Source organism: Trinickia mobilis (assembly GCF_017315705.1).
GTDB classification, from domain to species: Bacteria; Pseudomonadota; Gammaproteobacteria; order Burkholderiales; family Burkholderiaceae; genus Trinickia_A; species Trinickia_A mobilis.
Genome location: NZ_JAFLRF010000043.1, coordinates 967 through 24,600, shown reverse-complemented (window position 1 = coordinate 24,600; position 23,634 = coordinate 967). Strand labels below are relative to the sequence as shown.

The 23,634-nt window shown below is 66.0% G+C and carries 16 protein-coding genes; 5 read left to right on the top strand and 11 right to left on the bottom strand.

Annotation, left to right across the window (positions count from 1 at the left end):
• Nucleotides 1-48: 48 nt before the first annotated feature.
• From J3489_RS31735 to J3489_RS31685, 11 genes are all read right to left on the bottom strand, one after another.
• A complete protein-coding gene (locus tag J3489_RS31735) occupies nt 49-3,639 on the bottom strand; it encodes an indolepyruvate ferredoxin oxidoreductase family protein (protein ID WP_207004784.1) in 3,591 nt (1,196 codons plus the stop codon).
• Nucleotides 3,640-3,908: 269 nt separating this feature from the next.
• A complete protein-coding gene (locus J3489_RS31730; protein ID WP_207004783.1) occupies nt 3,909-4,877 on the bottom strand; it encodes an ion channel in 969 nt (322 codons plus the stop codon).
• A 190-nt stretch (nt 4,878-5,067) separates the two neighbouring features.
• Nucleotides 5,068-5,313 carry a hypothetical protein gene (locus tag J3489_RS31725; protein ID WP_207004782.1) on the bottom strand — a complete coding sequence of 82 codons (246 nt, stop codon included), beginning with the start codon at nt 5,311-5,313 and terminating at the stop codon, nt 5,068-5,070.
• 62 nt (nt 5,314-5,375) lie between these two features.
• Nucleotides 5,376-5,597 (bottom strand): hypothetical protein, encoded by a 222-nt coding sequence (locus J3489_RS31720; protein ID WP_207004781.1) that lies wholly within the window; start codon nt 5,595-5,597, stop codon nt 5,376-5,378.
• Between the two features lie 103 nt (nt 5,598-5,700).
• Complete coding sequence (locus J3489_RS31715; RefSeq protein ID WP_207004780.1) at nt 5,701-6,612, bottom strand: carbohydrate kinase family protein; 912 nt, start codon at nt 6,610-6,612, stop codon at nt 5,701-5,703.
• A 156-nt stretch (nt 6,613-6,768) separates the two neighbouring features.
• A complete protein-coding gene (locus J3489_RS31710; RefSeq protein WP_242540464.1) occupies nt 6,769-8,229 on the bottom strand; it encodes an AGE family epimerase/isomerase in 1,461 nt (486 codons plus the stop codon).
• Nucleotides 8,226-9,251: a LacI family DNA-binding transcriptional regulator gene (locus J3489_RS31705; RefSeq protein ID WP_207004779.1), complete on the bottom strand. Its 1,026-nt coding sequence runs from the start codon at nt 9,249-9,251 to the stop codon at nt 8,226-8,228. The genes J3489_RS31710 and J3489_RS31705 overlap by 4 nt, the downstream gene beginning before the upstream one ends.
• Before the next feature lie 153 nt (nt 9,252-9,404).
• Nucleotides 9,405-10,097 (bottom strand): aspartyl/asparaginyl beta-hydroxylase domain-containing protein, encoded by a 693-nt coding sequence (locus J3489_RS31700; protein ID WP_207004778.1) that lies wholly within the window; start codon nt 10,095-10,097, stop codon nt 9,405-9,407.
• A 224-nt stretch (nt 10,098-10,321) separates the two neighbouring features.
• On the bottom strand, nt 10,322-12,187 hold the full coding sequence (locus tag J3489_RS31695) for an EAL domain-containing protein (protein ID WP_207004777.1): 1,866 nt from the start codon (nt 12,185-12,187) through the stop codon (nt 10,322-10,324).
• A gap of 130 nt (nt 12,188-12,317) precedes the next feature.
• Nucleotides 12,318-13,628: a GGDEF domain-containing protein gene (locus J3489_RS31690; protein ID WP_207004776.1), complete on the bottom strand. Its 1,311-nt coding sequence runs from the start codon at nt 13,626-13,628 to the stop codon at nt 12,318-12,320.
• A 719-nt stretch (nt 13,629-14,347) separates the two neighbouring features.
• Nucleotides 14,348-15,373: a bile acid:sodium symporter family protein gene (locus J3489_RS31685; protein WP_207004775.1), complete on the bottom strand. Its 1,026-nt coding sequence runs from the start codon at nt 15,371-15,373 to the stop codon at nt 14,348-14,350.
• A 466-nt stretch (nt 15,374-15,839) separates the two neighbouring features.
• On the opposite strand from J3489_RS31685, the gene J3489_RS31680 reads away from it, so the two are divergent.
• The 5 genes from J3489_RS31680 to J3489_RS31660 all read left to right on the top strand — a co-directional run.
• On the top strand, nt 15,840-16,421 hold the full coding sequence (locus J3489_RS31680; RefSeq protein ID WP_207004774.1) for a peptide-binding protein: 582 nt from the start codon (nt 15,840-15,842) through the stop codon (nt 16,419-16,421).
• Nucleotides 16,422-16,889: 468 nt separating this feature from the next.
• Nucleotides 16,890-17,999, top strand: a complete 1,110-nt coding sequence (locus J3489_RS31675; RefSeq protein ID WP_207004773.1) for a porin — start codon at nt 16,890-16,892, stop codon at nt 17,997-17,999.
• A 252-nt stretch (nt 18,000-18,251) separates the two neighbouring features.
• Nucleotides 18,252-19,184 carry a LysR family transcriptional regulator gene (locus tag J3489_RS31670; protein ID WP_207004772.1) on the top strand — a complete coding sequence of 311 codons (933 nt, stop codon included), beginning with the start codon at nt 18,252-18,254 and terminating at the stop codon, nt 19,182-19,184.
• Between the two features lie 159 nt (nt 19,185-19,343).
• Nucleotides 19,344-22,754: a methylmalonyl-CoA mutase family protein gene (locus tag J3489_RS31665; RefSeq protein WP_207004771.1), complete on the top strand. Its 3,411-nt coding sequence runs from the start codon at nt 19,344-19,346 to the stop codon at nt 22,752-22,754.
• 515 nt (nt 22,755-23,269) lie between these two features.
• On the top strand, nt 23,270-23,634 hold a 365-nt coding region (locus J3489_RS31660), incomplete at its 3' end, for a hypothetical protein (protein ID WP_207004770.1).

The window sequence follows — 23,634 nt, the reverse complement described above, 5'->3', positions numbered from 1 at the left end:
CACAGCCCGCCGAAGCGGGCTTTCACATGAGCCGCTTTGACGTTGCGTTTACTTCGCCGCCACCACCGGAATCCCCCGCAACGTCCCCGCGCCTTTCGCTTCGTCGAGCGCTTTTTGCACGTCGCGGCTCGTCGCTGCATCGACGTTGAGCTTCACGGCAAGATCGCGCTCGCTGCGCTTCACGCCTGAGAGATTCGCCAGCTTCACATGCCCATACCCGCGCACGCGCGCATGCAGTTCGGCGAGCTTCGCGACATCGTCGGCATTCGCCGCATTCAACACCGCAAACGCCCGCTCCATCGTCGTCTCGTAGTCGTCAGCGAGCGCGCGCTCCATGCGCCGCTCGACCGTGCGGCCGAACGGATCGAGCGCCGTGCCGCGCAGGCCGCGCCATTTCGCGAGCGTGCCGAGCACCGGCCACAGCCATTGGCCGAACACCATCTTGCGCGGCGGGCCGCCATGCTCGGGCTTCGCGAGCGCCGGCGGCGCGAGGTTGAACTTCACGGTGAAGTCCTTGCCCGCCGTGCCTTCGAATTGCGCTTCCAGCGCCTCGCGGAATGCGGTGTCCGTGTGCAGGCGCGCGACTTCGTATTCGTCCTTCACGGCAAGCAGCCGGTAGAACGTCGTCGCGACGGCGCGTGCGATGCGCTCGTCTCCGGCGTTCGCGGCCGCCCGCCGCGCCGCGTCGACGAGCGCGCGATAGCGCGTGACGTAACGCGCGCCGCCATACGCAGCGAGACGCGCTTCGCGATCGGCGGCCAGCGCATCGAGCGATTCGACCGCCGCCGTTGCCGTTGCGGGCTTTGCCGCATGACGTGCCGCCCACAGCGCATCTAGCGCAGCCGGATCGCCCGCGGCGAGCCGTCCCACCGCGAACGCGAGCTGGTTCATCGGCACCGCGACGTTGTTCAGCTCGATCGCGCGCATCAGCGCCGCGTGCGACACCGGCACGAGCCCGAGCTGCCACGCAAAGCCGAGCATCAGGATGTTCGCGCCGATCGTATCGCCGAGGAACTTTGTCGCGAGCTTCTGCGCGTCGCAGGCCGACATGAAGTCCTCGCCGGCCGCGTGGCGCATCTTGTCGATGAGCGCGTCGGCGTGCAGGCTCGCATCGGGGTTCTGCACGAACGACGCGTTCGGAATCGCGTGCGTGTTGACGACGATCCGCGTGCGGCCATGCCGTACCGATTGCAGCGCCTCGGCGCTCGCGCCGACCACCATGTCGCACGCGAGCAGCACGTCGGCCTGCTGGGTATCGATGCGCACCTGGTTCAGCCACTCGTCGCGCGCGGCGAAGCGCACGAACGACAGCACCGAGCCGCCTTTCTGCGCGAAGCCCATGAAGTCGAGCACCGAAGCGCTCTTGCCTTCGAGGTGCGCGGCCATGCTGATCAGCGCGCCGACCGTCACGACGCCGGTGCCGCCCACGCCGGTGACGAGGATGTCGTACGGCGCGGCGTCGAGATGGGTGGCCGGAACCGGCAGTGCATCGACGCGCGCGCCAAGCGCCGCTTCATCGAACGCGACGCCCGCGGCCTTCTTCAGCTTGCCGCCTGCGATCGTCACGAAGCTCGGGCAGAAGCCGTTCACGCAGGAGTAGTCCTTGTTGCACGACGATTGATCGATGCGGCGCTTGCGGCCAAGCGGCGTCTCGACGGGCTCGACCGACAAGCAGTTCGACTGCACGCCGCAATCGCCGCAGCCTTCGCAAACCTCTTCGTTGATGAAGAGGCGCTTGTCCGGATCGGGGAATTCGCCTTTCTTGCGGCGGCGGCGCTTTTCGGCGGCGCAGGTCTGGTCGTAGATCAGCACGGTGACGCCCTCGGTCTCGCGCAGTTCGCGCTGCACGGTATCGAGTTCGCTGCGGTGGTGGAACGTCGTGCCGTTCGGGAAGACGCCGTGATGGCCGTCGTATTTCTCGGGCTCGTCGCTCACCACCACGAAGCGCGAGACGCCTTCGGCCTCGACCTGCCGCGCGATCTGCGGCACGGAGATGCTGCCGTCGACGGGCTGCCCGCCCGTCATCGCGACCGCGTCGTTGTAGAGGATCTTGTAGGTGATGTTCGTGCGCGCCGCGACCGCCTGGCGAATCGCGAGGATGCCCGAGTGGAAATAGGTGCCGTCGCCGAGATTCTGAAAGACGTGGCGCGTTTTCGTAAACATCGAGTGCGAGGCCCAGTCGACGCCTTCGCCGCCCATCTGGATCAGGCCCGTCGTATCGCGCTCCATCCACGACGCCATGAAATGGCAGCCGATGCCCGCTTGCGCGATCGAGCCCTCCGGCACCTTCGTCGACGTGTTGTGCGGGCAGCCCGAGCAGAAGTAGGGCGTGCGCTTCACGGCGTCGGCGGCGTTCGAGAGGATCTGCGGCGCGACGAGATCGACCACGCGCTCGCGCCTGTCGAGCGCGGGCTTGTGGCGCGCGAGCCAGTTCGCGAACACCGGCAGGATGCGCGACGGACGCAGCTCGCCGAGGTCCGACAGGAGCGGCGCGCCGTTCGCGTCGTGCTTGCCGATCACCGCGGGGCGCGCGAGCGCGCTGCGGTTGTACAGATAGTCCTTGATCTGCTGCTCGATGACCGGGCCCTTCTCTTCGATCACGAGCACTTCGCTCAAGCCTTCGACGAACGTATCGAGGCGCGTCGTCTCGAGCGGGAACGACAGGCCCACCTTGTAAATCCTCACGCCGGCCGCGTCGAGATCGGCGACGCTCAGGTCGAGTCGCCGCAGCGCTTCCATCAGGTCGAGGTGCGCCTTGCCGCACGTCACGATGCCGACGTTCGCCTGCGAGCTCGGCGCGATCCATTTGTCGATGCTGTTGGTGCGCGCAAAGCGCCGCACGGCGTCGAGCTTCGCAGAGAGACGCGCTTCGATCGTGAGGCTCGGCAGATCGGGCCAGCGGTTGTGCAGGCCGCCCGCGGGCGCCTGGAAGTCGCCGGGATCGGTCCAGTCGGTCTTCAGCGCGTCGAGATCGACGGTCGAGCCGGACTCGACCGTCTCCGAAATCGCCTTGTACCCGACCCACGCGCCCGAGAAGCGCGACAGCGCCCAGCCGTAGAGTCCGAACTCGAGCATGTCCGCGACGTTCGACGGGTTCACGACCGGCATATGCCACGACATCATCGTGAAGTCGCTCTGATGCGGCATCGACGACGACACGCAGCCGTGATCGTCGCCCGCCACCACGAGCACGCCGCCGTGCGGCGACGAGCCGTAGGCATTGCCGTGCTTGAGCGCGTCGCCGGCGCGGTCGACACCCGGGCCTTTGCCGTACCACATCGCAAAGACGCCATCGACCGTCTTCTCGCTGTCCGATTCGACCCGTTGCGTGCCGAGCACGGCCGTGCCGCCGAGCTCTTCGTTGATCGCGGGCAGGAAGCGCACGTTGCTCGCGTCGAGCAGCTTCGCCGCCTTCCACATTTGCTGATCGACCATGCCGAGCGGCGAGCCGCGATAGCCGGATACGAAGCCGGCCGTGTTCAGGCCGCGCGATTGATCGAGCGCGCGCTGCGAGAGCATCAGGCGCACGAGCGCCTGGGTGCCGGTAATGAAGATGCGGCCGCGGGTGGCGGTGAGGTTATCGGTGAGGCGGTAGTCCGACAGGGCAGGCGTGTCGAGCGACGGCGGACGGGCGGTCATGGGGAGCGTCTCCGGTTCTTATGCCATCCGCGGCGAGCGGGGAAACCAAGCGGATCGGGCGGATGGGGCGGACGCGCAAGGGGGCGCGTCTGTGGAGACTCTATTCTTCAGCGGCAATAAGGGAAGATTTTTGCTATCTCGCTATCGCGGCGCTTTTGTTGAGCAATTTTTTCTCGGGTTGGCTCTGGATGCGAAAAAAAGCCCCGATTGCTCGGGGCCGCCCGCTAGCTGCTCGACGAGATCGGCGCGCCGCTCCGCGACCCGCATCGCTAAGGCCGCGTAGCCTCGTGCACAGTCTCTAGCCGCGACTCCTTTTCGGCCGGCTCGATCGGCACGACCTTGTCGAACTTCGAGTAGTCGATGTGCGTGATGCCGTCTTCGTCGTCGTGCAGCAGATCGGCGAAACGGTGCTGCCAGAGGACATCCTTGTGCGACCACTCGTAGCGGGCCTGCATCGTCTGCGCGGTGGTCTCGTCGGAGCCTTCGATCATCACCATGAACGACGCGTCGGAATGCGCGAGCGTTTCCGCCGTTTCGCCGAAGAGCGGGCTCGTATCGTCGATCACATGCACGAGCAGCCAGCCGAGCAGGAAGACCGGATGCTGGTCGCGCACGAGATCGAGATCGCGGATGCGCCATAGCGTGTCGCCTTCCGGCGTCGTTTCGCGGCGCAACAGGCGCAGCTTCGCCTTCGCTTCCGCGATCACGTTCTGCCGCGCGTTGGCGGCGCGGATCATCAGCGTCTGACGGCCGTCGTACGGCCGCACCACGGCGTGGCGCGCAAAGATGATCTTCGCGCGCGGCCGCGAAAAGCGCGCGAACACGAGGCCGGTTGCGAGCGCGATGCCCGACATCCCGGTGAAGATTTCCAGCGTGGCGACCACGTGCGCGTAGACGGTCTGCGGATGCATGTCGCCGTAGCCGACCGTGGCGAGCGTCTCGACGCTGAAGAAGAACGCGCCCGTGAAGCCTTTCGGCGACTGATTCGCGATCGGCTCGGTGCCGAGCATGTAAAGGCTCGCGAAGACCGTGTTCAAGATCAGGAACATCGCGGCGAGCGAGGCGAAGAAACACGGCCAGTTCAGGTTCAGCGCGCGATGGTAGAGATCGAACCACGCGCGCGCCGGCATGCCGTGCGCGATCACGGTGCCCGAGCTCGTGGTGATCTTGCGGCCGCGGGGGACGTGCTGCTCGCGCTCGGGCTTGGTGTCGGTCGTCCAGGGAGATCGGATTGTCATCAGCGGAAACGCGCGGGCTTTTATCGCTTGCAGCGTAGCACGCCGCTTAAGCTTTTTTCCGCGCAGTGCTGTGCAAGGCGGTTCGCGGCCCGGCTTGAGCCGCTTCGCCGATCGACCTGCTTACCGGATTATTGGCGGCGCCGCTACCGGCACGCGCTGCCTCAGAGAGGTTGCGCGCCTGCCGCGCCGCTCAAGGAAACGAGCGCGGCTTCGGCACGCCGGCGCCGTGATCGATATCGGCGACGGCTTGGCGGTGCGCGGCTTCGACCGCCGCCGCTTCGTCCGCGTAGCCGCTGTCGCCGCCGACCGTCGTCCACTTCTGCACCGGGTGGTCGCGGTGACGGATTTCGTATTCGGCATCCCAGCGCGCGCCTTGCAGTTCAAGCGCGCGCACGTGGATCGAATACACCCCATAGAGAAAGAGTTGCTCGGCCATCGTCGTCTCCCGCTGCCCTCGATCGATCGGGCTTGTCGTTCTTTTAGAACCGTGCAGAACGGCTACAGTTCGAGCTCGCCGAGAATGCGGTGCGCAAGCGCCTTCGCTTCATCGAGCGCCTCCTGTTCGCTTGCGCTCGTCGCCTCCACTTCGTAGGCGGTCGATTCGGGGTCGTCGGGGTCGTCGCGTGACAGCGTCACCACGCCCTGGAATTGCCCGCCGTCCAGCGGACGCGCTGTTGCCGTGGCCGTGTAGATTCCCTTGGTGTAGGTGACGTCGTCCATGATGCCGCTCCGCTCGACAGGGATAATTCATCCTAGCACGCGCTTTGCGAACTTACTGTGTCGGTTCCCGCACGGTCAGCCAGCTCGGCGGGGCGAAGCGGCCTTAATCCGTGAGGAGCGAGACCACCTCGTCGAGCGTCGGGGAATGGGCGCCCGAATGGCGGCACGCCGCCGCGCCGGCGGCCAGCGCGAACGCCAGGTGCTCGGCGTAGCTGCGCTGCGGCGATTGCATCAGGCTGAAGAGGAAACCGCCGATCGACGCGTCGCCCGCGCCCACCGTATCGGCGACTTCGACGCGCGGCGGCTTCGCTTCGAACGTTTCGCCGCCGGCGAAAAGCGTCGCCATGTCCGAGCCGCGCGTCACGAGCACCAGCGCTTGCGGATTCATCGCGCGCAGTTCGGCGAGCGCTGCGGCCTCGTCGGTCTTGAAGATGAGGCGCAAGTCTTCATCGGAGACTTTGATGAGGTCGGCGAGCGCGGCCATCGTTTCGAGCGTCGGGCGGTAGCCCGTTTCCATCAGGTTGCGGTAGTTCGGATCGAAGCTGATCTTGACGCCGTGCGCGCGCAGCTCGACAGCGAGCGTCGCGAGCGTGGCGCCGAGCGGCTGGCGCACGAGGCTGATGCAGCCGAAATGCACCCACTGCGCCGCTTTCATCCAGCCTTGCGGCAGCAGCTCGGGGTCGAACGCGAGATCCGCGCCGTTTTCGCCCATGAAGAAGTAAGTCGGCGGATGTGTCTCGTGGACGATCGCCAACAGCGGGGGACGGTTGACGCGCTGCAGGAAGCGCATGTCCAGACCGGCGGCGACGCTCGCGTTCCAGAGTTCGTCGGAGAAGTAGTCGGTGCCGAGCGAGCCGGCGCTCGCCGTCGGAATGCCGAGCCGCGCGACCGCGCGCGCGACGTTCCAGCCCGCGCCGCCCGGGCGCGACAGCCAGTGCGAATCGCCGGTGCGCACGAGGTCGGTCAGGATGTCCCCGGCGGAGACGAAGAGCGGGAAATCGGGCGTGGCGGTCATGATGCCTCCCGTCCCCCAAGGAAGGCATTCGCCCCCTCGGGGGGCAGCGAACGAACGTGAGCGTGGGGGCAGTTCATGTTGCCTCCCGCCGGGCCGCCCCAAGGGAGGCAACCGCCCCCTCGGGGGGCAGCGAACGAACGTGAGCGTGGGGGCAGTTCATGACGCTTCTCGCGGCTTGCTGTGGCTGTTGGGTTTCGGCGCGCGCTTGGGGGCGTGCTTAGTCTCGTGTTTCGCCGCCTGTGCGGTGGCGTGCTCGGCCGCGTGTTTGGACGATTCTGCGGCGCGTTCGAGCGCGGCGGCAGCGGTGACGTCCGCCGCGACGCCCCCCGAATTCGCTGCGCCCCGCACGAGCGGCGACAGCGCGTTCAGCGCTTCGTAGCACGCGCCCATCGTGTGATAGTCGGTCTTGCCGGCGGGGCTCTTTTCGTCGCTGTACTTGCGGTTGTCGCACGTGAGGATGCGATACCAGGCGCCGTAGCGATGGTCGACGAAATGCGCCCAGCTATAGCGCCAGATCTCCTCGTACCAGTCCCAGAAGCGCTCGCTGCCGGTGCGCTCTCCGAGCAGCGCGGCGGCGGCCAAGGTCTCGGCCTGCACCCAGAAATACTTGTCGTGATCGCACACCATGCCGTCCGGGCCGAAGCCGTAGAAGAGGCCGCCGTGATCGTCGTCCCAGGCGTGGGTGAGCGCGGCGTCGAACAGTTCGATGGCGCGCGGCAGGAGCCACGGCAGCGCGCGGTGGCGCTCGAGGATCAGGAGCAGCTTCGCCCATTCCGTCTGGTGCCCGGGCTGAAAGCCCCACGGGCGGAAAATGTTCGAGCTGTCCTCTTCGTTGTAGTGCCAGTCGACCGACCAGTCCGCGTGGAAGTGCTCCCAGACGAGACCGTGCGAGAGCTGCGCCTGGCGCATCGTGATGTTCGTCGCGACGCGTTCCGCGCGATCGAGATAGACGAGATGGCCCGTCGCTTCGTACGCGGCGAGAAGCGCCTCGGTCGTGTGCATGTTCGCGTTCTGGCCGCGGTAGCCGGACACGTGCCAGTCGGGCGTCGCTTCGTCGGCGTAGAGGCCGGCGGCGCGGTCCCAGAACCGGTGCTCCATCAGTTCGAACGTTTGGGCGACCAGCGGCCGCGCCTCCTCGATGCCCGCCATCACGGCATGCGAGGCGGCAAGCAGCACGAACGCGAGGCCGTAGCAGTGGCGCGTGCCGTCGAGCGTGCGCTTCTTGCCGTCGCGCCATTCGATTTCCCAGTCGTAGCCTTGGTGGTCGGCGTCCCAGTGCGCGTCGCGCAGGAACTCGAGGCCGTGGCGCGCGTAGTCGAGGTGCTGCGCGTCGCCGAAATGGCGGTACGCCATCGCGTAGTTGAAGACGAAGCGGCAGCTGCTGACGAGGTGGCGCGTCGTGCGGTCGTAGATCGAGCCGTCGTCCTTGAAGAAATGGAAGAAGCCGCCGGACGGATCGAATACCGCCGGCGCGTAGAAGCGCAAGGTGCCCGCGACGTGCGAGAGCAGGAACGCGCGGTCGCGGAAGTCGTCGATGGGCGGCACGGCCTCGTTCGTATGCACGGCGGCGAGAACGGCGCGGGCTTGCGATTTGGACTGGTTAGGCAGCTTCGTCATGGCGTGATTCCCAAGAGGGTGCTGGCGGTACTGAACGTGTCGAGCGGGGCGGCGGTGCTGGCGCGCGGGACGAGATGCACGGGCAGCCGCACTTCGAGCTGGGCCGGCGTTTCCTCGAGCAGCAGCTCGACGCCGCGTGCGCCGAGCGTTTCCTTGTCGACGGCGATCGTGGTGAGCGGCGGCACGGCATGCGCGGCGGCAGGGATGTCGTCGAAGCCGACGATCGCGATGTCGTGCGGCACGCGCAGGCCGCGCGCGAGGCACACCCGCAGCGCGGCGAGCGCCGCTGCGTCGTTGTAGGCGAAGAGCGCATCGGGCGCGGGGCCGGGCGCGTCGAGAATGCGCTGCATCGCGCGCGCGGCGCCGGCATCGGGATCGAGCCCGGCGTCGATCGTGACTTCGAGCGAGGGGTCGAACAACAGGCCGGCTTCGAAGAACGCGCGGCGGTAGCCGAGTGCGCGCTGCGCGATGCTGTAGTGCGCGAGCGACCCGCCGATGAACGCGACGCGCCTGCGCTTCAATTCGAACAGGTGCTTCATCGCGAGCGCGGCGCCCGCGGCGTTGTCGAGATTCACGGAGCGCAGGTTCGGCGCCCACAGGTCGATCAGGACGAGCGGGCGCTGCAGCGCGACGAGCGCCGCGAGCGTTTCGGGCTCGATGAAACCCGCCACCGCGATGGCATCGGGCGCATGCAACCGCAACTGGTCGACGATGTCGTCGGTCGGGCCTGCCGTGAGCAGCGACGGCACGATGCCCCGCTCGCGGCACGCGTGCTCGACGCCGTGCAGCACGTGCGAAAAGAACGGGCTTGCCGCGACGTTGTTGTGCTGGCGATGCAGCAGGAAGGTCAGCCGCCGGATGCGCGGGCGCAATTGCGCCGGGTCATAGCCCAGGCGCCGCGCGGCCTCGACGACGCGCAGGCGCGTCGCCTCCGACAAGCCCGGCTGGTTTTTCAGCGCCCGCGATACGGTGCCGATCGATACGCTCGCCGCCCGTGCGACGTCGCGAATGGTTGTCGCCATCGTCTCCGATTCTGTCGATTCTGGTTCGGCCGATTGTATAGTAAAAATCGACGCAAACTGCCGGAAAACGCGTGCCGGGACACGCGGAAATACCCGTAGAATCAGGAGAAAACGAACATTCGTTTGTTTAGTAAAACCAGCTAAACACGCGCGCTAAACCGCGATCCTCTCGCCGCGCAGACGGATGCCGAGACGCACGATCAAGATCACCGCGTCCGACAGGATGCGCATATCGAAGGGCATCCGGCGGCGGCGAACGTCGAGCAGCAGCACGATGCGGACCTGGTCGCTCGCGTTCAGCACTTCATGCTCGAAGGTGTCGTCCCATAGCATGAATTCGCCTTCGTGGAGGCCGTGGGCATGGCCGTCGACGGTCAGTGTGGCGGCGGGCACGCCCTTCGCGTCGAGCGGCATCGACAGCACGAGATAGCCGCGCAGGATGCCGCGAAACGGCCCGTGGTGCGGCGGAATGTGCTTGCCCGGCGCGAGGAACGAGAACGACGCGGAGAGCACGTCCGGCGATTGCGCGATGATCGACGCCAGCGTCGGGCAGCGCTTCAGGTTGCGCTCGAACGCCACGCCGTACGCCTTCATGATGTACATGCGCCAGTCGCGCGCATCGTTGGCCGAGATGTCGGCTTGCTCGCGCATGATGTCGTGAAAGCGCGGGATGTTGCGCAGATTCTCGGCGACGTCGAGCGCCTCGGCGCGAATCGCCTGCCAGTTCGCGACGAAGCGGGCCGCGTCGGGGAAGTGGCGGGCCGCGTCGAGCACGGGGGCGTCGTCGATGCGACTGTCGAATATGCGGCGCATCAGCCGCACGCTGCTGTCGTACAACCCAACCATCCCGATCCTCGTTGCCGCGATTGATGTCCGCGCTTAGGCGCCGCGTGCAGTTTAGACTGGGACAGCCGACGGAGTTCGGCGGCGCGCTCCCCATGCGCGCGTTTATCCGCGCGCGACGGTTATGGGAGATTACAAGGCGTCAGCGCGGTGTAGTCGGCGGGAAGGCAACCGCAAGATTGGGCCGCTTCGGCGCAACCGCGGCCGCCATGGTCGAGCTTGCCTGCTTAGTTGAGCGTGCGCGCCTCGGTCTCCGGTTGCGGCGGCGTGGCGGCCATGTGCATCATCGATTCGCCTTCCTCGACGTCGATCAGGAAGAAGCCCGCCGACTCGTGCTTCGCGCGGCGCTTGGCGAGCGCCGCCGCCGACGCGATCATCTCGCTGCTGTAGACGTGGCTCTGGCCGGGCTGCGGCTTGACGCGCACGCAGCCGATCGCCATCGTCACGAAGCCGAAGAAGGTCGGGTTGCCGCGCCGGTCTTCGCCGTGGATGCCGCCCGCGGCGCGGTCCGCATCCGCGTAGAAGCGCTGCGCGCCCTCGTTGAACGTCGCGATCGCGTTCTTGGCGCGCGCCTGCCAGTCCTCGCTTTGAAAGAGGATCAGGAAGTCGTCGCCGCCGACGTGGCCGAGAAAGTCGCGCGTCGGATCGCAGATGTCGGCGAGCACGGCGGCCGCGAACTTCAGCACTTCGTCGCCTTGCCAGTAGCCGTACTGGTCGTTGAACGGCTTGAAGTGATTCAAGTCGACGTAGCACGCGAAGAACTCGGCGTCGTGGCCGAGCAGGCGCGCGATGTGCGAGCTGATCGGGATGTTGCCCGGCAGGAACGTGAGCGGGTTCGCGTAGCGCGCCGCTTCGATCCGCACTTCGGTCACCGCGCGCACGAGGTTTTCGCCGGTGCCGAGGCCGAGGTACTGGCCGTTGTCGGTGATCACGAAGCCGTCGGCGAGGTAGCGCTGGTCGTCGCTCGCGAGCAGCTTCGCCATTTGCTCGACCGTCATCGACTTCTCGATGATGACCGGCGACGCGTTCGCAAACTGCAGGCACGGACGCTTGCCGAACAGCTCGCGGTGATAGGGCAGCGCATAGCGGTCCATGAAGGCGCGGCGATTGATGAGCGCGACCGGCTCGTCGTTTTCGACGACGGCGACCGCGTGCAGATTCGGCATCCGGTTGAACAGATCTAGGACGTCGTTGTTGGTCGCCTTGCGCGGCAGCGCGGGGGCGGCCACCAGCATCTTCGCCGCCGCGACGCCGCCCGAAGGCGACGCGGACACGCTGCGGGTCTGGCCGGGAAACACGGCGATGTGCTCGGCGCGGATCGCCTGCTTCGCGGCGTCGGCGATGCCTCTCGCGGGCGCCGCGTTCGGGCGGCCGAAGAAATAGCCCTGGCCGCAGCCGATGCCCATGTCGCGGATCACGATCAGGTCCGCTTCGTTTTCGATGCCTTCGGCGACGAGCCGCGCGCTGCTCGAATTCGCAAAGTGCTGCATCGCGCGGACCGCTTCGAATTTGAGCGGATCGCTCGCGATGTTGTGGATGAAGAAGCGGTCGATCTTCACGACGTCCGGCTGCAGGCGCACCCACAGGTTCATGCTCGCGTTCGCGGTGCCGTAGTCGTCGAGCGCGAACTGCGCGCCGGTTTCGCGCAGCCCCGCGACGATCGGCATGAAGCCGGCGAAGTCGGCGATCGCGCATTGCTCGGTCAGCTCCACCACGAGCCGCTCGACCGGCAGGCCGAGGCGCCGGAGCCACGCGAGCGTGGCGTCGCGCGACTGTTCGAGCTTCAGGATCGCTTCCGCGCTGAAGTTCAGGAACAGCTTGCCTTCGCAGCCGAGCTTCACGAACGCGTGGATGCAGGTGCGCGCGGCGGCGTGCTCGAGCTCGGTCAACACCCCCTCGAGCACGGCGCGCGAAAAGAGCGCGCCCGGCGATTCGAGCGGCGAGCCCGCCGGACCGCGGATCAACCCTTCATAACCGAGAATCGTGCCGCCGTCGAAATCGACGATCGGCTGAAAGACCGCGGAAAGCGCACGCTGCGCGATCAGATCGGCGATCCTCGGGGCAGAGGCGGCCGATGACGAACGAAGTGACATGACTGAACGGCTGACGCGCCGACGTTTGACAGGACGATCGGGTTATCGACGTCGAGCCGGCAGAGTTGAATGAATTTTTTGTGAATCCGCGCACCTTTGCGGTGCGAGGATTCCATTGAGGTCTCACGGTTCAGTCCGGCAGCCACTCGCGCGAAAACGGCTCGGCGTTCGATTCGTGCGCCGATTTGCCGTGCGTGCCGGGGGCGGCTTGGGACCCGGCTTGGGACCCGGGTTGGGACCCTTGAGTCACTTGTGTCCCTTGCGCCGCTTGCGCGGGCGCGGCGTCGTCGCCCGCGGGACGACCGGCGATCACCACCCGGTTGCGGCCGCTGCCCTTCGCATCGAGAAGCGCTCCGTCGGCGCGGCGGATCACGCGGTCGATCTGCTCGCCGCGCACGTGTTGCGCGACGCCGATGCTGATCGTCAGCGTGACTTCGAACTGGCGGATGTCCTCGATGCGCTTTCTGAGCCGCTCGGCGACGCGCGCGGCGTCGATCTGGTCTGTGCCAGGCAGAAGCGCCACGAACTCCTCGCCGCCGAAGCGCCCCGCGACGTCGGATGAGCGCATGCTGGCCTGGATGTGGTGGGCGATGAGGCGCAGCGCGCGATCGCCGGCGTCGTGGCCGAAACGGTCGTTGACCGACTTGAAGTGATCGGCGTCGATGTAGAGCACCGAGAACGGCTGCCCCGCGCGCTCCGAGCGCTGCAGGACGCGGCGGCCGAGTTCGAACACGCGGCGGCGGCGCGGCAGTTGCGTGAGCTCGTCGATGTCCGCGAACGCGCGCAACTGGTGTTCGAGCCGGAAGCTCTTCTGCTTCGCGCGCCGCGCAGAGAAGTTCGTGACGAAACTCGCGGCGAGCGCGACGAACATCGACAGCACGATGCCGATCTGCGCGTCGGCCGGCTGCCGGCGGAGCGCGAGAAGCGCCAGTGGGCCTGCGAGCGCGAGCCCCGCGGCGAGCGGGAAGTCCCAGCCGCGCTGCAGGACCGGACTGAACATCAACGGAATCAGCACGAAGGCCGGCAGGACGATAAGCGCGCCGCGCTGCCAGTGCAGGCCGTGCAGCACGAGGCCCGTTTCGAGCGCGCCGATGAAGACGAGCGCGGCGAGGCTCGGACGCACGCCGCTGTCATTGCGCCACGCCAAGGCGAGCGCTGCCGCCATCGGCAACACGGGCGCCGCGCAGACGAGCGTCGCGAGCGCGAGCAGCTCGCCGCGCAGCCAGGCGACGCCCGCGAACATGACGGTGTAGGCGGCGAGCGCCGTCGCCAATTGCGCGCAAAGAAACGACCCCAGCCGGTCGGCTGCGTAGTCTTCGAAAGACAGGTTGTCTTCAGGCACTTCGGCGGTTTTGATCCGGCGCCCCCGCGAACGCCTTTTCGACCGCCGGATGCCTGCTACCTCGTGACGATCCTCGTGGGACCGGTCTTGGCTGCTCATTTTTATTCTCTCTTTGGCATGCGAATCCGGGGTACATCTGAAGCACGGTCTCTCAGTTCCGTGGCGTCATTCTAATAGCGCCAAATACCGCAGGCGCTGATTTTAAAGAGATTTGAAGTTTCTGCGAGGCATTATCGCGGACGCCTGCGTCTTTTGGAATGGACCGGGGGCTTTCGAAGGCGCCGCTCCAGCGGCTTCGGACATAACCAAGGCGGGCAATCCGTGTCTTGTCCCTGGGCTTGGAGATAATCGCCGAAAGGCAAACGTTTGCTGTGCCGCTTTATTTAATTCGGGCACCCGAATTAAGTGAAAGGAGTCGAGCCTGCCGATTTTGTAGGATTAAATTGTCCGCCCCCGGCGCTTTATTTCCGAAAATTACAGACGGGCTCGAAAAGCGTTGGTTCGATTAACTACGGGATTGCCCGGCCGCTGCGCCGGCGCTCGCCGCTTGTTTGGCGAGGCCAAACGGCGCTCCTCCCTCCTTGCACTGCGCCCCGCAGGAAGTCCCCTTGGGGGACAGCCGGCAAGGCACGTTCGCAAGCCTGTTATTAGGTTGAACAGGCCCTAATGCGGCGCCTTATGACTTTCGGCCGACGCGACGCGCCCGCCCCGCTCGCGTCAAATGGCAAAAACGCCGCGTGAGGCGGCGTTTCGTGTCTGACAGGCTTGGAGGGAAGATCGTGGCCCGTTCCTTTGTATTGCCGCGCGAAGCCGCGGACTCAGCGGCGCGCCCCGGCGGGCGCCGCCGCCCTGCGCGAGGCGGCGGCGCGGCGTTCGCGGCTCATCTCGCGCGCGCCCCAGCGCTGCGCGAGCGCGGCGCAGACCATGAGCTGAATCTGGTGGAACAGCATCAGCGGCAGCACGACCGCGCCGGCGTGCGAAGCGAAGATCACTTTCGCCATCGGAATGCCTGCGGCAAGACTCTTCTTCGAGCCGCAGAAAATGATCGTGATCTGGTCCTCACGGCTAAAGCCCAGGCGCTTACTGCTGAATGCCGTGAGGCCGAGCGCCACGGCCAGCAGCACCGCATTCACAACCACGAGTCCAACCAGCGCCATCGGCGGAATGTGGTGCCAAAGGCCCTCGTTCACGGCTTCGCTGAACGCGGAATAGACGACGAGCAGAATCGAGCCCTGGTCGACGATCTTGAGCACGCCGCGGTTGCGGTCGAGCCACTTGCCGATCACCGGCCGCAGCAATTGCCCGGCGACGAACGGCACGAGCAGTTGCAGCACGATGTTGCCGACCGTGTGCCAGGCCGAGCCCGAGCCGGCCGCCTGATTGGCGAGCGTCACGCTGACGAGCGCGGGCGTGATGAAGATGCCGAGCAGGCTGGACGCGGACGCGCTGCACACGGCGGCGGGCACGTTGCCCTTGGCCATCGACGTGAACGCGATCGACGACTGAACGGTGGACGGCAGCGTGCAGAGGAACAGGACGCCGGTATACAGCGCGGGCGTGACAAGCGGCGAAAGCAGCGGCTTGAGCGCGAAGCCGAGCAGCGGAAACATGACGAACGTGCTGAGGAGCACGACCGCATGGAGGCGCCAATGCGTCGCGCCCGCCACGATCGCTTCGCGAGACAGTTTCGCGCCATGCAGGAAGAACAGCAGGCCGATCGCGATGTTCGTGATCCAGTTGAACGCGACCGCCGTTTCGCCTCGGCACGGCAGCACGCTCGCAACGATGACGGTGCCGACCAGCATTAGCGTGAAGTTATCGGGGAGAAATTTCGGGCGGGCCATCTTGACTCTCAATGCGGCTATTGCAGTAAAGGATTGTGTTGTGGGCAGCGGCTTCGCGCCCAGGGGCATTGACGCTATTCATTGACGCTATTGTCAGCCTCAGCTATTGAAAATACAAATTCATTTAAATTGTTGATTGATGATCTGGGCGCATGAGCCGGCGACGATGGCGGAGCGTGGCTTGTGTCCCGTGCGGCGTGCCTCTTCGTGGGGCGCGTAGACGCGAATGCGTCGCTTGCAAGCAACAAGCATAACCGCGTCGGCAGCTCTCGCCAGACGTCCTGACATCGACCTTGCTTGCACGAAATCCGAGCGCGCAAAAGGCGCGTCGATATAGGGAAAACACGGCAATTTCGGCGCAGTAACAAGGCGTTACAACGATGCCCCAGGTCTAACACTTTTTACCTCGACACCTTTTCGAGCGACCCATAAATTACTGCTGAAAAGCTCTTCGAAGCACAGCTGTGTGAGTAATACGAGTCGGTACGACGCGTGTTTTCCGGTGCTGTGCACCCTGCTTGGGCAGGCGTTTCAGGAAGGGTTTGCACGCAAATCGATCATGGTGGAATTGGGTACTCGAAACTTGGGACGTTGGGCGGTGGGTGCGTTTTGCGCGGCCATGCTGTCCTTCGCCCATGCGCAGCCGCCACGAATGGATCACGGCGAGGGCGGCCACTACGGCGGCGCCACGCGCGCCTACGGCGGGCAAGCCATGCGTGCGTCCCGGGCCGATTCCCGCGGTTACGCCGCGCCGCGCCGCGTTGCAGGTCCCGGTCAGAATCCGCGTGTGGCCGCCGGCGGCGCGCCGTGGATGGGGCCGGCCGGCGGCCCGAGCGGCCGCGACCCGGTGTACGGCACGCCGATTCACCCTGTCAGTGAGGTCACGCGGCCGTTTCAGCGCCAGGATCCCAACCCTCCGTATGTGAGATCGGGCTCGATTCGCGCCGACATCACCCGCTACAACGAGGAACGCGATTCGTCGCACTTCGTGCCGCGTCCGCCTAGCGAAGTCCCGCATCCTCCCGCGCCTTCCCCCTACCGCAACTGACTGCAGCGCACCGCGCGCAGTCGGCGGTTGCAGCGCCAAGCGTCCCACCTTCCAGCAAGCCGCGATCCGGCAACCAAAGTGACGTAATCACGCCACACTTTTCGAGCTCGCAGGCGCTTCTGTGCCTTTGATCGGGCCTCGGTTTTCAAAATTAATTTGCGACCCCGCCGCTTTCAGCGACGATAGCGCTGTGTCCGCATGTCGGCCAGAACAGCCGCTGACATGGCATTGCGGGCCATTGCCTTCGTTGTTCTTCGGACACCGCGCTCGATAAGCAAGACGTATCAATGGGCAATTAATGGGACAGCTATACCAGCAATAAGCGAACCCATTTTTGTCCGGAAAAATGGTCCGTGAAGATGATCTTCGCCCACAACCGGATCGACGATCGAACGGCCAACTAAACAGTTCGCGCGAACCGCCCCCAGCGCCCGTCAACGCTTACCTTTGAAAAAGACAGGAGATCATATGAAAGCAATCGTCAGCCGTACGCTGAAAACAAACGTCAAACGTGCAGCCGTGGCCGGCTTGCTCGCCGCGGGCACCGCGGCGCATGCGCAGTCGAGCGTGCAGTTGTACGGCCAGGTCGATACGTGGGTCGGGGACCAGAAATTCCCCGGCCAGAAGAGCGCGTGGCAGGTCGCCGGCGGCGGCATGTCGACGTCGTACTGGGGCTTGAAGGGCTCGGAAGACTTGGGCGGCGGCTATAAGGCCATCTTCACCTTGGAAGACTTCTTCCTGCCGCAGAACGGCAACTTCGGCCGCTTCACCGGCGACTCGTTCTTCTCGCGCAACGCGTATGTCGGCATCGAGTCGCCGTACGGTACCGTCACCGCGGGCCGCCTGACGACGCAGCTGTTCGTCTCGACGATTCTCTTCAATCCGTTCATCGACTCGTACGAGTTCTCGCCGATGGTGTGGCACACCTTCCTCGGCAACACGGCGATACCGACCGGCGCGACCTATACGACGGATACCGGCGTGGTCGGCGATTCGGGCTGGAACAACGCGGTGCAGTACGCGTCGCCCGACTTCAACGGCCTGTCGGGCAGCGTGATGTATGGGCTCGGCAATACCGCCGGCGACAACGGCGCGAAGAAGTGGAGCGCTCAGTTCCTCTACTTCCACGGACCGTTCGCCGCGACCGGCGTTTTCCAGTACGTGAACTTCAACAACGCGCCGGGCGACTTGCTGAACCCGCCGCCGGTGTCGTTCGGCGGCAGCGTGGTGCCGTTCAAGAGCCAGTATGTCGGCCAGCTCGGCGCGAGCTACGACCTCAAGTTCGTGAAGTTCTACGGACAGTACATGTACACGCATAACGACCAGACCGTCGGCAGCTGGCACGTCAACACCGGCCAGGGCGGCGTGACGGTGCCGGTGGGTCCCGGCACGGTCATGGCCTCGTTCGCCTATTCGCGCGATGCGGGCGGCCTCGACCAGACCCGCAAGACCTGGGCGCTCGGCTACGACTATCCGCTGTCCAAGCGCACCGATGTCTACGCGGCCTATATGAACGACCGCTTGAGCGGCCTGTCGGACGGCAACACCTTCGGGGCGGGCATTCGCGCGAAGTTCTAGGCGCTCGCGGGCTGCTTCGAGGAGAAACGGCGCTTCGGCGCCGTTTTTCTTGCCTTCCGCCGGGCCGCCCCAAGGAAAGCATCAGCCCCCTCGCGCCCCGCAGGAAGTCCCCGGCCCCGCAGGAAGTCCCCCTGGGGGATTGGGGGAGCGGGCAGCGAACGAATGTGAGCGTGGGGGGCAGTTCAATTGCCTACGTGACTTTGATAAAGTGCGGGCAAACCGGCCGATTCATTCTTACTGCGAGCGATTGCCATGGATACCCTCGTCAGCATGAAAGTGTTCCGCTATGTCGTCGAGGTGGGCAGCTTTGTCGGCGCGGCCGAGCGCATGCAAATGTCCGCGGCGATGGCGAGCAAGCACGTGATGCATCTCGAGCAGCAGCTCGGCGCGCGGCTCCTGAACCGGACCACGCGGCGCGTCGCGCCGACCGAGGCCGGCCGCGAATACTACGAACGGCTCGCGCAAGTGCTCGCCGAGCTCGACGAGGCCGAGCAGGCCGTCAGCGCCGCGAGCATCGTGCCGCAAGGGCGGCTCAGGGTGTCGTCGCTGTCGGCGTTCGGCCTGCGCTACGTGATGGCCGCGGTTTCCGACTACGCCGCGACGCATCCGCAGGTGACGACCGAAGTGGCGCTCTCCGATCGCATCGTCGAGTTGATCGAGGAGGGCTTCGACATCGCGATCCGCGCGTCGCCATTCGGGCTGAAGTCGTCGTCGCTGATCGCGCGGCAGCTCGCGACCGCGCATATCGTGCTGTGCGCGTCGCCGGAGTATTTGAGCCGCCACGGCACGCCGCGAAAAATCGAAGATCTCGCGAAGCACAACTTCATCCAGTACACGAACTTGCCGAACTTCGACTGGCTGCCAAGCGGGCCCGACGCGCCGCGCGTCGTGCTGGCGGGCAATCTCGTGGTCGGCGATCTGGAAGCGCAGCGCGTCGTCGTGCTCTCGGGCGTGGGCATTGCGCGGCTCGGTACCGAAGTGATCGGCCAAGACATCGCGCAAGGGCGCATCGTGCCGATCCTCGTCGACGCGCTGCCGCCGCGCGAACTGCCGATCCATGCCGTGTACGCGAGCCGGCGCCACGTGTCGGCGAAAGTGCGCTCGTTCGTCGACTTCATGGCGGAGCGGTTTTCGGACCGGCCGCTGTGGCCGTCGCTCGAGGAGATTCGCGCGGCGGCGCGCTGAAGCGGCGGGCTTGATCGGCCTGCGTTCGTCTTGACGCGAACGTCAATCTCCCCAGGCGTTTGCCTATACTGCGAAAAACACCCGCTTGATTTGCCGATCCGGAGTTAGTGCTTTAGCACTTACTCCGGTCCCATGCAGAGCTGCCGATCCGGGGGAGACATGACCGATCTTTCGATGCCGCAGCGCACGAGCGGCCACACGCCGCCGTCCGCGCCGCGCCTGCGTTTCGTGACGGCCGCCGCGTTGTTCGACGGCCACGACGCGTCGATCAACATCATGCGCCGCATTCTTCAGGCGAGCGGCGTCGAGGTGATCCACCTCGGCCACAACCGCTCGGTGGCCGACGTCGCGAACGCCGCGCTCGAAGAGGACGCCGACGGCGTCGCCGTGTCGAGCTACCAGGGCGGTCACGTCGAATATTTCGAGTACCTCGTCGACATGCTGCGCGAGCGCGGCGGCGGGCGTATCAAAGTGTTCGGCGGCGGCGGCGGCGTGATCGTCGCCGACGAGATCGACGAGCTGCAGCGCTACGGCGTCGAGCGCATCTACTCGCCGCAGGACGGCCAGCGGCTCGGCCTGCAAGGGATGATCGACGACATGATCGCGCGCGCGTCGAAGTCGCCGCGCGCCGCGTTGGGCGCGGATGCAGTCGCGCAGTTGGGGCGCGGCGGCAGCGACGGTTTCCGCCCGCTTGCCCAGCTCATCACCGCACTCGAAAGCGGACAGGCCGACGCCGCCACGCGCGCAGCGCTCGCGGCACGCGCGGCGGCCGTGCACGTGCCGGTGCTCGGCGTCACGGGGACGGGCGGCGCGGGCAAATCGTCGCTGACCGATGAGCTCGTGCGGCGCTTTCGCCTCGACTACGACGACACGCTGACGATCGCGGTGCTCGCGATCGACCCGTCGCGCCGCAAGTCCGGCGGCGCGCTGCTCGGCGACCGCATCCGCATGAACGCGATCGGCGACTGGGGCCGCGGGCCGCGCGTCTTCATGCGCTCGTTCGCGACGCGCGGCGCGGCGGCGGAGATCGCGGAGGCGCTGCCCGACGCGATCGCCGCGTGCAAGGCGGCGGGCGTCGACCTGATCGTCGTCGAGACCTCGGGCATCGGCCAGGGCGCTGCGGGGATCGTGCCGTACGCCGACCAGTCGCTCTACGTGATGACGCCCGAGTTCGGCGCCGCGAGCCAGCTCGAGAAGATCGACATGCTCGACTTCGCCGATTTCGTCGCGATCAACAAGTTCGACCGCAAGGGCGCCGCCGACGCGCTGCGCGACGTCGCGAAGCAGGTCCAGCGCAATCGCGACGCGTGGGGCACGCCGCCCGACGCGATGCCGGTGTTCGGCACGATCGCGTCGCACTTCAACGACGACGGCGTGACGGCGCTTTATCAGCATGTCGCGGCGTCGCTCGCCGCACACGGCTTGCGCGACGGCGGCGCGCGGCTCCCGAAGACGGACGTGCGCTATTCGAGCGAGCGTCGCGCGATCGTGCCGCCGGCGCGCGTGCGCTATCTGTCGGAGGTGGCCGAGACGGTACGGGTTTATCGCACGCGGGCTGAGACGCAGGCGCGCGTGGCCCGCGAGCGCTGGCAGTTGAGCGAAGCGCGGAGGATGTTGGAGGAAGAGACGGGAGCGGCGAACGGAGCAAACGGACCGGAGGCGGCCGGAGCGGCGGAAGCGGCTGCGGCATCGGTTGCCACGGCCGCGATCGGCGGTGTAGATGAATCGAGCGCCGCGGGCCCGCAAGCCGTCACCGCCCTTGACACTTTGATCGCCGCGCGCGAATCCCGGCTCGGCGAACGCGAGAAGGCGCTGCTCGCTGCATGGCCGAAGACGGCCGCCGCCTATGCCGGCGACGAGCACGTCGTGACAATCCGCGACCGCGAGATCCGCACCTCGCTTTCGGTCACGACGCTCTCCGGCACGTCGATCCGAAAAGTATCGCTGCCGAAGTTCGCCGACCCCGGCGAACTGCTGCGCTGGCTCTCGCTAGAGAATCTGCCCGGCTATTTCCCGTTCACGGCGGGCGTGTTTCCGTTCAAGCGCGAGAACGAGGACCCGACGCGGATGTTCGCCGGCGAAGGCGACCCGCTGCGCACCAACCGGCGTTTCAAGCTGCTGTCCGAAGGGCTGCCGGCAAAACGCCTTTCCACCGCGTTCGATTCGGTGACGCTCTACGGCGAGGAGCCGCACGAACGCCCCGACATCTACGGCAAGGTCGGCAACTCGGGCGTATCGGTGGCGACGCTCGACGACCTGAAGGCGCTCTACGACGGCTTCGATTTGTGCTCGCCGGAAACGTCGGTGTCGATGACGATCAACGGTCCCGCGCCGACGATCCTCGCAATGTTCTTCAACGCCGCGATCGATCAGCAAGTCGAACGCCTGGAGACCCGCTGCGCAGCAAAAGGGCGGAAACCCACGGCGGACGAAATCGCCGCCGCCCGCGCCCACGCGCTGCAAAACGTGCGCGGCACCGTGCAGGCCGACATCCTGAAAGAAGACCAAGGACAGAACACGTGCATCTTCTCGACCGAGTTCAGCCTGAAGGTGATGGGCGACATCCAGGCGTACTTCGTCGAGCACGGCGTGCGCAATTTCTACTCGGTGTCGATCTCCGGCTATCACATCGCCGAGGCCGGCGCGAACCCGATCTCGCAGCTCGCCTACACGCTCGCCAACGGCTTCACGTACGTGGAGGCGTATCTCGCGCGCGGCATGCACATCGACGATTTCGCCCCGAACCTGTCGTTCTTCTTCTCGAACGGCATGGAGCCGGAATACACGGTGCTCGGCCGCGTCGCGCGCCGCATCTGGGCGGTCGCGATGCGTGACAAGTACGGCGCGAACGAGCGCAGCCAGAAGCTCAAATATCACGTGCAGACTTCGGGCCGCAGCCTGCACGCGCAGGAAATCGACTTCAACGACATCCGCACGACGCTGCAGGCGCTGATCGCGATCTACGACAATTGCAACTCGCTGCACACGAACGCGTTCGACGAAGCGATCACGACGCCGACCGAAGACTCGGTGCGCCGTGCGATGGCGATCCAGTTGATCATCAACCGCGAATGGGGGCTCGCGAAGAACCAGAATCCGAATCAGGGCAGCTTCATCGTCGAGGAACTGACGGATCTCGTCGAAGCGGCGGTGCTCGCCGAATTCGACCGGCTGACCGAGCGCGGCGGGGTGCTGGGTGCGATGGAGACCGGCTACCAGCGCGGGCGCATTCAGGACGAATCGATGCTGTACGAACACCGCAAGCACGACGGCTCGTATCCGATCGTCGGCGTGAATACGTTCTTGTCCGCGCACCCGCACGAGGCCCCGCCGCCGATCGCGCTGCAACGCTCGACGCAGGCGGAAAAGCAGAGCCAGCTCGCGCGCCTGCGCGCATTCCAGGCACGGCATCAGGGCGAATCGGCGGAGATGCTGCAACGCCTGCAGCGCGCGGTGATCGACGACGAGAACGTGTTTGCGGTGCTGATGGACGCGGTGCGCGTCGCTTCGCTCGGGCAGATCACGCACGCGCTGTTCGAGGTGGGGGGGCAGTATCGGCGGAATATGTGAGCGTGTGCGTCGTAATAGCGGCCGGCAGAGGCGGCGCTTAAAAGGCCGCATCACCGATCGATATCACGGTCGTCTGGTCGGCTCGACCGTCTCATGCGATTCGCCTGCCTTTGCTTTAACGCTTTTCCGCATTTCGGACCATTCCTATATCCCGCCAATCATCGGGCTGGTTATGTTGCGTTCTCTCAACGATCAGAACATGGAGAACGAGACATGACCACGTCGCGCAACGCCACCGCGCAAACATCACCTCGATTCACGATTCGCCTCGTTATCGCTAACGCTCAACGTTGGCAGCGCGATGAAGACGCTCTGCGTCGCATCCGATGAGCGGGGGGATCATGTCAGACCGACACCGCTCCCCGGAGGCCCGCCGACGCCTCGCGCGCCCAATCGGCGGCCGCGCCCACCTGTTGCCCATGCGAGACCTGACGCCCGAGCAAGCGTGCTGGGTCATCCCACCATTGCTTGCGTGGTCCGCCATTGCGCCGGCAGCCCATGCGCGATTGTCGGGCATGGACCGCTATGGCCTGCTCGAAAGTGATGTCAACCCAAGCGAGCTTGAACAGTTCATCGACGATATGTTCGTCGACCCAAGCTGGCGCCGATGGGGTGCCCTCCAGGGCGAGATTTTGCATAACAACCTGCAGCGATTGGCGGATCGGATACATAACGGCGATTGGGTCGTACTGAAAGAGATATCGGCAAGTTCGGCGCTGGTCGATTGGATCGACGCTCCGGAGGCGCCGGACGGCGGGTATTGGCAGGTCAATCGCGCCGGGCTGAACTTGTGGATGGGCAGCAGCCTGCAGTGGCAATTGAACCAGGCGTATCGGCAGAGGAGGGCGATGGCACAGTGCCCGCCTCCCATCCCATTGCC